Source organism: Asaia sp. SF2.1, from assembly GCF_000505765.1.
Lineage (GTDB): Bacteria > Pseudomonadota > Alphaproteobacteria > Acetobacterales > Acetobacteraceae > Asaia > Asaia bogorensis.
Genome location: NZ_AYXS01000034.1, coordinates 150320 through 159741 on the forward strand (window position 1 = coordinate 150320; position 9422 = coordinate 159741).

Below are 9422 nucleotides of genomic sequence, written 5' to 3' on the forward strand. Positions count from 1 at the left end.
GCCTGGCACAGCCTGCCTGCCGCTGCCTGGAATAGCGCCAAGCGCCAGCCTCACGATGGCGCACAAGGGCAACAGAATGAGAGCAACGAGCGGAAGCAGGGGAATTCCTGACAGGACGGGGTGCGACGAAACGTCTTATTACCTCAGTTTCGTGGATCACCCAATCCAGTCGTTGTCTCGGAGGCTGCCGCGAGTATAGCCTCTCCCAGGGCCTGTTGAGGTAACACGCGCTGCCTCGTCGCCCGGCCATTCGGTTCGTGAAGAGCCAGGCTGCGCGAGGCAGAGTATCGTTCAGACCCTCATCGAATCGCCTGCACGTTCATGGGAGATATCCAGCAGTTCATTGTCGGAATTGCCGTCAGCGTCGGGATCATAGAACACGAATTCGAGTTCAGGCTCGATCTGGGTCGAGACCAGAGCGCAGCCGACAAGCCTGCTCAGATGATCCGTGAAGCTGCGCAGTTGAACGCTTGGTATGTGGGACACCCATATGCGGCGATCCTTGCGGAACTGCTCGACAAGGTCGGGATGTACAGCCATGAATTTGTCAAATTCTTCATGTGTCATCAGTTATCCGGCTTTCCACTATGATGAATGAATCTATTTGTTCCATCATAATATCGTTCTGTTCACTGTATATCCAAATTAATTATTAACTAAGCGTCCGGGTTTGCTGTTCCTGATCTTCACGTTCAGATCATCTCGAGCGATGTCTTGCGACGCGGTGGCGGGAAATGGGCGTCAATACGGGCGAGATCAATGTCACGCAGGGTGATCGACAGGGCGGCGATATTCTCCTGCAGGTGACGCAGGGTTCCAGCCTTGGGGATCGAGAGAACATTGGCGTTTCGCAAGGTCCAGGCCAGAGCGATCTGGGCCGGAGTGGCTGGGCCGGCGGCCGTTTCATGCTCCCGGGCGATCTCTGCCAGAACCGGGCTGGCCAGCAGATCGCCTCCCTGCCCCAGAGGTGAGTAGGCCATGGTGACAATGCCAGCTGCCCGATCGCGCGCCAGCAGGTCATAGTCAACACCGCGTGCTTCGAGATTATAGAGAATCTGATTGGCCGCGCAGTCCGAGGTTACGCCTTCGAGATCCTGCATGTCTTCGGTGTCGAAATTCGATACGCCCCAGCGCCTGATGAGACCTTTCTCAATGAGGGCTTCGAAGGCTTCGACGGTTTCCGTCAGCGGGACGCCGCCCTGCCAGTGCAAGAGATAAAGATCGAGATGATCCGTGCCCAACCGCTTGAGAGATGTCTGACAACTCTGGATGGTGCCATCAAACGTGGCGTTCGATGGAAGGACCTTGCTCACGAGAAAAACGTCTGATCGCCGGTTCGAAATGGCCTCACCCACGAGACGTTCCGAGCGCCCATTGCCGTACATCTCGGCTGTGTCAATCACCTTCAGGCCGCGATCAAGACCGGCGCGCAGGCTGGCAATCTCCTCGGTCTTTCCGGCTGTCGAGTCGCCGATATTCCAGCTTCCCATGCCCAGGGCAGGCACGGTCGTCCCATCACTGAATCTCACGGTTTTCATGAAAACTTCCTTTTCAATACAGGAGATCAAGCGTCACAGTTCAGGCGGCGTTCGGCAGTTCTCCCTGCGGAATAATCACGAGTTCGTGAGCTCGTGCAGCCATAACCTCCTTTGGCGTTAGGCTGTCGGGGGAGAGCCGACGCGCCCCGCAAGCGTATCGTCAGCGCTCTTGAGAAAAGGAGGCCGCTCATGGCGTCTTTTGACCATAACGTTTTCCAGCGCCTGCTTGGTGCTGTGCCGACGGGAGCCCCAGGGTTCTTTTCCGCGCGGCGATCAACAGGCGGGTGGGCGATGCGTTCGCGTGCACGCAGGGCTGATCAGTCCCTGACCACCGCGCAGGAGGAAGGCTGGTCGTGGTCCGAGCGGGTCGCGCCATTCGGTATACGCGACGTGAGGGTAAACCATCATGTGCTTGGCGCCTCGATCGATGGTGCGGCAACAGCATGCCCGGCTTCTGGCTGGGGGATGGTCGTTGCAGGGTGTGCAACACTCAGCATGCGTCCGCATGCCAGTGCGTCTATCCGGAGCATGACCCTCCATGAAGGGGATGTCTGGAGCGTGCCTGCCTCGGTTTCAGCCTGGTTCCATTGCCATCCGGGAGGACAGGCCAGTGTTGTCGCGTTCGTAGGGGGGCGTGAGCCGGAGGCGGGGCGGGATGCGATGCCGGATCTCTCCGGGCAGCCGCTCTCCCATGCCGGTTTCCACCATAGCCTCATGGCTCAGGAGGCGGAGCGTACCTGGTGGGGCAGTCTGCGCGTGGTCGAGGCCGATGTTTTCTGCGACCCGGATGCCTTGTCTGCCGCCTTGGTCGAGATCGAGCCGGACTGCCGTACCGATCTGCACTGGCACCTCAATACGTCTGTCTGGCAGATATGCCTCGACGGTGAGGGGCAGCTTACCCGCCTGCCTAAAGGGTGCCGTCAGCATAACGCCACCCTGCGCCCCGGCGTGATGGCCTATGTGCCACGCGGCGAAGGGTATTTCGTTCGTAATGATGGCGATCGCCCCGTGCGATTGCTCGAAATTTTTCGTTCCGATCACTATCACGACCTGTCTCTGCCGCAATGGCTGGCCGCCAGTTCTGCCGAGGACATCGCGGCGCATCTCTGTGTCGACGTGGGGGTCGTTGCGGGTCTTGCCCGGCGGGAAAATGCGTCGTCTGGGCGTATCGTGGCTTTTCCTGCACGGTCCGGAACGCACTGAAGGCTAATCGCCTGAGGACGTCCCATAAAACCACAACAGGTGGTCGTTCTCATGCGCCGCAATGACAGAGGGCAGCGGTCACAGCAGATCAGTGCGCCTCTTATCAGACAGGATGACGAGGGGTATGTTGGGTTGTCGGGAGCTAGAGCTTGCCTGATTAACGTGGTGTCAAAATCCCTTAGGGTCAGATAGCGTCGGGAGAGCGAGAAGCATTTCGGCGGTTCGTCAGCCTAACTTTGTCCCGAAATGAACGTGGCCCGGCAGGTGGCCATACTGGTATAATCGACCCCATGAGACGCGCATGATCAGCCTGTTCGACCTTTTCAAGATCGGTATCGGACCCTCTTCCTCCCATACTGTTGGCCCTATGCGTGCAGCGCAGCGTTTCATCGCGGCGCTGATAGAAGTTGATGCCTCGGCGGGAACAACTCGCCTGCTGGAAATCGCCCGCCTGCGCGTCACGCTTTACGGCTCCCTTGCCTGGACAGCCCAAGGGCATGCGACTGACAAGGCCGTTATTCTGGGCCTGTGCGGTGAGCTGCCCCAGACGGTCGATCCCGATCAGGCGGACGGGATTGTCAAGCGCGTCATGCGTACAAAACACGTTGGCTATGGCGACCGTATACTTCCCTTCGACCCGGCTCATGATCTTGTGCTCGATCGGGAGAGCGTGCCGCCTGTTCACCCTAACACCCTGCAATTCGAGGCGCTTTCGGCCGAAGGAGAGGTACTTGAGTGCGCCCGTTTCTGTTCGGTCGGCGGTGGTTTTATCGTGTCGGAAAGCGTGACCGAGAGTGCAGGCTACGCGCAGCCTGATGTGCCCTATCCTTTCACCAGTGGGGCCGGATTGCTGGAACAGACCCGTACCCACAATCTGAGCATTGCTGCGCTGGTCATGGCTAATGAATGTGCCCTGCGCCCCCGTTCGGAAGTCGAGCACTATCTGGATGAGATCATCGCGGTCATGCTGGCCTGTATCGAACGCGGAATCATGCAGAAAGGCATTCTGCCGGGACGGCTCAGGGTACGCCGTCGTGCCCATGCCTTGCACGAAAAGCTCTGTGCGCATGAACGCAGCAATATGCGCTCGGCCCATGCCATCATGGACTGGATCAGCCTGTTTGCCATAGCAGTGAATGAGGAAAATGCAGCCGGTGGGCGCGTCGTCACGGCGCCCACCAATGGGGCAGCAGGCATCATTCCCTCGGTCCTGCGTTACTATCGTGACTATTGCGCGCCGCTCGCATCGCCCGGGACGACCCAGGCCATGCGGGAATTTCTGCTCACTGCCTCGGCCATTGGCGGGCTGTTTAAACTGAATGCCTCGATTTCCGGCGCAGAGGTTGGCTGTCAGGGTGAAGTGGGCGTAGCGTCATCCATGGCGGCAGCGGGGCTGGCAGCCGCTCTGGGAGGAACCCCCGAGCAGATCGAGGATGCTGCCGAGATCGGGATGGAACATCATCTGGGCATGACATGCGATCCGGTCGCCGGTCTGGTTCAGATCCCCTGTATCGAGCGTAATGCCTTTGGTGCGGTCAAGGCGGTGAATGCGGCCTCACTCGCCCTGAATGGCGACGGGGCCCATCTTGTCTCGCTGGATCAGGTCATTCGCACGATGGCAGAAACCGGTCGTGACATGAACCAGCGTTACAAGGAAACATCGCTTGGCGGCCTTGCAGTGAATCTGCCGGAGTGTTGATCCGGCCTCGCCTGACTGACAAGTTGGCCATAAGATTCTGAACCGTCAGCCAGATGTGTGACCGGGCTGACGGCCGGGATGATCAACGATAAACGATGCCGCCATCCGTCAGGATCGACTGACCCGTGATGTAGTCTGAGTCGTCACCTGACAGGAAGGAGACGAGAGCCGCCACATCGTCCGGCGTCTGGGCACGGCCCAGCGCGATCCCTTCAACGAACTTCTCGTAGGTGCGTCCTTTTTCTGCACCGGTCAGTTCGGAGAACCGTTCGTCGATTTCGACCCACATATCGGTGCCGACAATGCCGGGGCAGTAGGCGTTTACCGTGATGCCGGCGCTGGCATATTCCTTGGCGGCGGCCTGTGTCAGGCCGCGTACGGCAAATTTGGTGGCGGAATACACACCCAGCATCGCAAAACCGTCATGCCCGGCAATGGACGAGGCATTGATGATCTTGCCCTTGTGGCCTCGTGCCTTGAACTTGGCCGCAGCAGCCTGGATACCCCAGAGAACGCCCTGGATGTTGATGCGCAGAATACGCTCGACTTCCTCAGGCGCTACATCGGCAATCGGGTTCACCTGTGCGATACCCGCATTGTTGATCATGATGTCAAAACCGCCCAGTTCCGCTTCCGCGTGATCAATGGCGGCATAAACGGCATCGCGCTGGCTTACATCGGCCGCCGAGACACTGGCCTTGCGTCCCAGCGCCTGAACCTCACGACGAACCTGTGCAAGCCGATCCGTGTTGAGATCCACCAGAGCGATATCGGCGCCATCGCGCGCCAGTCTAAGCGCAATACCACGACCGATACCCTGAGCGGCACCGGTAACGAGGGCGACTTTTCCATTGAGTGACATGGCTGTTCCCCTTCTTATGCGGGCGGGCAACAGCCGAAGAGGCATGTCACATGGCCCTTTATCAGGAGCATGAACGGCCAATTGGGGGAGAGGATCGAGAGGTTAACTCTCTTGTGACAAGCGAAACGTTTCGTGTCTGGTCGGATCGCGGGCTTATCCCGCTTTTTGCCATCCGCGTTCCTGCTGCTGCCAGTAGGCCAGATTATGACCGGCCTTTTTGGCAAGGCTCCAGCGTGCCCGGGCCCTCGCAACAGCCTCCGGATCATTGCCGTCGAACAGGGTAAAGATACGCTCGAATGTTTCCAGCCCGTCCTCGACACCGCCATCAAGCAGGAAGAGGAAGCGCGCGCCGTTGGGGACATCGTCTCCCCTGGTCAGCCAGATGGGCTGACGCGGCCCAAACCCCATGCGCTGGCTGCCATGAGGCAGCCATAGGGTTGATTTCGCCTTCCAGAGAGCCTCGTCCAGTGCCTTTACCTGTGCCGCGTCGCTACACCGGATGACGGCACGCTGCCCCGCTTCGAGCGTGCGGCCCAATAGCGGCGGCAAGGCGTCTTCCAGCGTCGTGCGCGTCAGATGATAGAAGCCGATATCGCTCATGAGGCCTTGTTGTCTGCCTCTTCATGATGACGCACGAGCGCGTCCAGCAGACGCACGCCAAACCCGGTTGCGCCCTTGGGGCATTGCGGTGCCGCGTCGCTGCGCCACGCCACGCCTGCGATATCGAGATGCGCCCAGGGTGTGTCACCCACGAAACGTGCCAGGAATTGCGCGGCTGTAATCGAACTGCCAGGGCGGCCCGTAATGTTCTTCATATCGGCGATGTCCGAGCGCAATTGCCGGTCATAGGCCTTGCCCATCGGCATGCGCCAGACGGCCTCACCCGTGGTTTCACCAGCCTCGAAAACTGCGTTGGCCAACGCGTCGTCATTGCTGAACAGCCCGGCACGCACATGGCCGAGGCTGACGACAATGGCGCCGGTCAGCGTGGCCAGATCGACCATCAGGCGTGGCGCAAACCGTGCCTTAGCATAGGCCAGAACATCGGCGAGAACCAGACGCCCCTCTGCATCGGTATTGAGCACTTCGATGGTCTTGCCAGCATAGCTGCGCACAACATCGCCGGGGCGCTGGGCATTGCCCGAGAGCATGTTCTCGACCAGTCCCACCACGCCGATCACATGGACGCCTGCCTTGCGTCGTGCCACGGCCTCAAGCGCACCGACAACGGCGGCCGCACCGCCCATATCGGTTTTCATCTCATCCATACCGGCAGCCGGCTTGATGGAGATGCCGCCGGAATCGAAGGTCACGCCCTTGCCGATGAAGGCAAGCGGTGCCTCGTCCGAACCCCGATAGCGCATGATGGCCACGCGGGCTTCCTGGTCGCTGCCCTGCGCCACGCCCAGCAGGGCGCCAAAGCCGAGTTCGCGTAATGCTGCCGCGTTGAGAATTTCCACCTCGACTCCGAGATCGCGCAATGTCTCGATACGACGGGCAAATTCGGGCGGGTTCAGAACGTTGGGCGGCTCACTCACCAGATCACGGGCGCGGAACACACCTGCCGCCACAGCCTTCAGGCTCTCCCATGCTTCACGCACAGCGTCGATCTCGGCGACACCCAGATGCAGGCGCTGAAGCTGCGGTGCGTTTTCCGCCTCGTCGGTATGATAGAGGTCGAAGCTGTAGCGGCCCAGCGTGGCGCCATAGGCAGCATGGGCGGCGAACGCGGCGCAGCGACCCGCAAAGGCAAGATCGGCATGGGTGGTGTCACGCACGGCACGTGCAGCCTGCCCACCAGCGGCTTCCATCGTCGGAATATCAAGCTCGTCCTCGGGACCGCAACCGATCAGGACGATTCGGGCCAACGCCGCACAGGGGGCAAGCAGGACACAGCTCTGGTCGCGCTGCCCCTTGAAGCGCGAGATGGCAACTGCCCGGCGCAGCGCCCCGCCCGTTGCGGCATCGAGATGCGAGAACGGACCATCAGCCACATCGAATTCGGGGCCAGTCAGCAGGACGAGGGTCTGCTCCGATTCCGGGGCGCCCTTGCCCTGCAGGATTGGAAAAGGGGCCTGGATCTGGATATCGAGCATGATCTTTCCGGTCTGTAGCTGAGAAGGCCCTCACTATCGTCATCGCGACCGGATAAGGCAAGGCGCAGTGCCGCCTCCTGGCCGTTAATAACGATACAAAATCGTTTATTTAATTCAAACCACTATCAACGTTGATTGTTGCCCGAAAATATGGCCTAGTCCCGTCTCTCCCATCGCTTCGTGCTTCAAGGCCCGTTCATGTCACTGCTTGCCGACCTCAATTATCTCTACGTACTCTCCGGTCTCGGTGTGGGCTTTCTGGTCGGCATGACCGGTGTGGGTGGCGGCTCCCTCATGACACCGTTGCTGATTCTGCTGTTCAAGGTGCATCCCCAGGCTGCTGTGGGCACGGATCTGCTTTATGCGGCCATCACCAAATCGGTTGGTACATTGGTGCATGGTCATCGTGGTGCGGTAGAATGGCGTGTCGTGTTCCGCATGCTGGCTGGCAGTCTGCCTGCGACGCTGGTCTCACTGCTGTTTCTGCACTGGTATGGCAGCCCGTCTCACGACACGACGCGTCTGGTCTCGACAGCCCTTGGCGTGGCTCTGCTCATTACGGCGCCCAGCGTGTTTTTTCGCAAGGAGCTGCAGGCCTGGTCCCATCGCCATGCGGGCGAGCTCTCCTCCGGCGCGGCGGCGGCGCTGACCGTGGTGCTTGGTGCTGTGCTTGGTGTGATGGTCACCCTGTCTTCTGTTGGCGCAGGGGCGATCGGCATGACTGTGCTGATCCTGCTTTACCCGTCGCTCAGCACCGCACGCCTCGTGGGGTCGGATATCGCCCATGCCGTACCGCTCACCCTGATTGCGGGCATGGGGCACTGGTATCTGGGGGCGGTCAAGATTCCGATGCTGGTCTCGCTACTTTGCGGCTCGATCCCGGGCATCGTGCTCGGCAGCCTGTGCGTAGGGCAGGTCAATGAGCGCGTGCAACGCTCCGTTCTGGCAGCGGTGCTCTTTATTGTCGGGTGGCGCCTCGTCTGAGGCCCACCGATCACAGCTCGGGTGAGGGCTCGGTATCGTGGCAGGCAATCCACTCGGAATGGCCATCGGCATAGCGCTCACGTTTCCAGATGGGCACACGGCGCTTGATCTCGTCGATCACATAGCGGCAGGCGACGAAGGCTGCATCACGATGGGCGGCTGAAACCCCGATCCATACCGCCATATCCCCGAGCCCGAGACTGCCGATACGATGAATGGCCGAGACGGCCACGATATCAAACCGGCTTTCTGCTTCCTGCAGGATGAGCGCCGCCTCCGCTTCTGCAAGGGGGCGATAGGCCTGATAATCGAGGCCCAGCACGGCCTGTCCCTCGCTATGATTGCGCACCCATCCCTCGAAACTGCAGTAACCACCCGCCTCGTTGCGCCTCAAGACGCGGGCGACGCTGTCTGGCTCGATCGGGGTTTCGGTCAGAAGGAACATGGTCAACCTCCCGAAACTGGCGGGATGAACACGATATGGTCGCCATCGACAGGCCTGTGATCCCACGGCGTGAAGGCGGCATTGACGGCCACACGCAGGCGCATCCGGGGGAGGCTGAAGCCATGCCGGGCGGAACATTCGTCATAAAGCGCTGCAAGTGTAGCCGCTTCTGTGGTGACGGTTTCAGTCGGGCAACCGGCCTCATCGCATAGCTGGGCGAAATATTCGAGCGTCACGCAGGCCGGTCCGGTCATGGTGGCGGTTTCAGACATTGCCGGACCCGTGGCCGGGTTCGTGGCTGAAATCACGCTTGCCTCCGCTTTTTCCCATCAGGCGCACCTCGTGAATGACCATGTCGTGGCTGAGCGCCTTGCACATGTCATAAAGCGTCAGGGCGGCGACCGTGGCACCCGTGAGTGCTTCCATCTCCACACCGGTCTTGCCTTCGCATTTTACCCGGCAATCGATCACGGCATCATGACCGTCGATCGTGATGTCCACCTTGCATCCTGTGAGCGAGAGCGGATGACAGAGTGGAATAAGCTGTGATGTCGCTTTCGTTCCCATGATACCGGCAAGCTGCGCCACGGTGAGT

11 protein-coding genes are annotated in these 9422 nt (G+C 60.2%); 3 read left to right on the plus strand and 8 right to left on the minus strand.

The annotated features are described in order from the left end of the window. Positions 1-291: 291 nt before the first annotated feature. Entirely contained in the window at positions 292-567 is a 276-nt protein-coding gene (locus P792_RS31875) for a hypothetical protein (protein WP_023979407.1), read from the minus strand. 125 nt (positions 568-692) lie between these two features. Next, the gene (locus tag P792_RS31880) at positions 693-1538 is read right to left on the minus strand and encodes an aldo/keto reductase (RefSeq protein WP_023979408.1); all 846 of its coding nucleotides are present in this window, start codon (positions 1536-1538) and stop codon (positions 693-695) included. Between the two features lie 189 nt (positions 1539-1727). Between P792_RS31880 and P792_RS31885 the strand changes: the two genes are divergently transcribed. Together P792_RS31885 and P792_RS31890 are read left to right on the plus strand one after the other, a co-directional pair. Then, positions 1728-2741, plus strand: coding sequence for a cupin domain-containing protein (locus P792_RS31885; RefSeq protein WP_023979409.1), 1014 nt, complete (start codon positions 1728-1730; stop codon positions 2739-2741). Positions 2742-3042: 301 nt separating this feature from the next. Continuing rightward, positions 3043-4440 (plus strand): L-serine ammonia-lyase, encoded by a 1398-nt coding sequence (locus tag P792_RS31890; protein WP_023979410.1) that lies wholly within the window; start codon positions 3043-3045, stop codon positions 4438-4440. 82 nt (positions 4441-4522) lie between these two features. On the opposite strand, the gene P792_RS31895 is transcribed toward P792_RS31890, so the two are convergent. The 3 genes from P792_RS31895 to P792_RS31905 all read right to left on the minus strand — a co-directional run bounded on the left by P792_RS31895 (position 4523) and on the right by P792_RS31905 (position 7398). Beyond that, positions 4523-5302: an acetoin reductase gene (locus P792_RS31895; RefSeq protein ID WP_023979411.1), complete on the minus strand. Its 780-nt coding sequence runs from the start codon at positions 5300-5302 to the stop codon at positions 4523-4525. Positions 5303-5455: 153 nt separating this feature from the next. Further along, on the minus strand, positions 5456-5902 hold the full coding sequence (locus P792_RS31900; protein ID WP_023979412.1) for a DNA polymerase III subunit chi: 447 nt from the start codon (positions 5900-5902) through the stop codon (positions 5456-5458). Next, complete coding sequence (locus P792_RS31905) at positions 5899-7398, minus strand: leucyl aminopeptidase (RefSeq protein ID WP_023979413.1); 1500 nt, start codon at positions 7396-7398, stop codon at positions 5899-5901. The genes P792_RS31900 and P792_RS31905 overlap by 4 nt, the downstream gene beginning before the upstream one ends. Before the next feature lie 198 nt (positions 7399-7596). Between P792_RS31905 and P792_RS31910 the strand changes: the two genes are divergently transcribed. Further along, positions 7597-8382, plus strand: coding sequence for a sulfite exporter TauE/SafE family protein (locus P792_RS31910; protein ID WP_023979414.1), 786 nt, complete (start codon positions 7597-7599; stop codon positions 8380-8382). A gap of 10 nt (positions 8383-8392) precedes the next feature. Here P792_RS31910 and P792_RS31915 read toward each other — a convergent pair whose 3' ends face one another. The 3 genes from P792_RS31915 to P792_RS39050 form a co-directional block, all read right to left on the minus strand. Beyond that, the gene (locus tag P792_RS31915; protein ID WP_181950280.1) at positions 8393-8827 is read right to left on the minus strand and encodes a molybdenum cofactor biosynthesis protein MoaE; all 435 of its coding nucleotides are present in this window, start codon (positions 8825-8827) and stop codon (positions 8393-8395) included. Positions 8828-8829: 2 nt separating this feature from the next. Then, positions 8830-9099, minus strand: a complete 270-nt coding sequence (locus P792_RS31920) for a MoaD/ThiS family protein (protein WP_235075495.1) — start codon at positions 9097-9099, stop codon at positions 8830-8832. Then, positions 9092-9422: cyclic pyranopterin monophosphate synthase MoaC (locus tag P792_RS39050; protein WP_035440227.1), on the minus strand; the 331-nt coding region annotated here is incomplete at its 5' end. The genes P792_RS39050 and P792_RS31920, both read right to left, overlap by 8 nt.

Excerpts from the sequence above, each read along its gene's own strand:
- P792_RS31875 (WP_023979407.1), bottom strand. The coding sequence starts at position 567 with ATGACACATGAAGAATTTGACAAATTCATGGCTGTACATCCCGACCTT.
- P792_RS31880 (WP_023979408.1), bottom strand. The coding sequence starts at position 1,538 with ATGAAAACCGTGAGATTCAGTGATGGGACGACCGTGCCTGCCCTGGGC.
- P792_RS31885 (WP_023979409.1), top strand. The coding sequence starts at position 1,728 with ATGGCGTCTTTTGACCATAACGTTTTCCAGCGCCTGCTTGGTGCTGTG.
- P792_RS31890 (WP_023979410.1), top strand. The coding sequence starts at position 3,043 with ATGATCAGCCTGTTCGACCTTTTCAAGATCGGTATCGGACCCTCTTCC.
- P792_RS31895 (WP_023979411.1), bottom strand. The coding sequence starts at position 5,302 with ATGTCACTCAATGGAAAAGTCGCCCTCGTTACCGGTGCCGCTCAGGGT.
- P792_RS31900 (WP_023979412.1), bottom strand. The coding sequence starts at position 5,902 with ATGAGCGATATCGGCTTCTATCATCTGACGCGCACGACGCTGGAAGAC.
- P792_RS31905 (WP_023979413.1), bottom strand. The coding sequence starts at position 7,398 with ATGCTCGATATCCAGATCCAGGCCCCTTTTCCAATCCTGCAGGGCAAG.
- P792_RS31910 (WP_023979414.1), top strand. The coding sequence starts at position 7,597 with ATGTCACTGCTTGCCGACCTCAATTATCTCTACGTACTCTCCGGTCTC.
- P792_RS31915 (WP_181950280.1), bottom strand. The coding sequence starts at position 8,827 with ATGTTCCTTCTGACCGAAACCCCGATCGAGCCAGACAGCGTCGCCCGC.
- P792_RS31920 (WP_235075495.1), bottom strand. The coding sequence starts at position 9,099 with ATGTCTGAAACCGCCACCATGACCGGACCGGCCTGCGTGACGCTCGAA.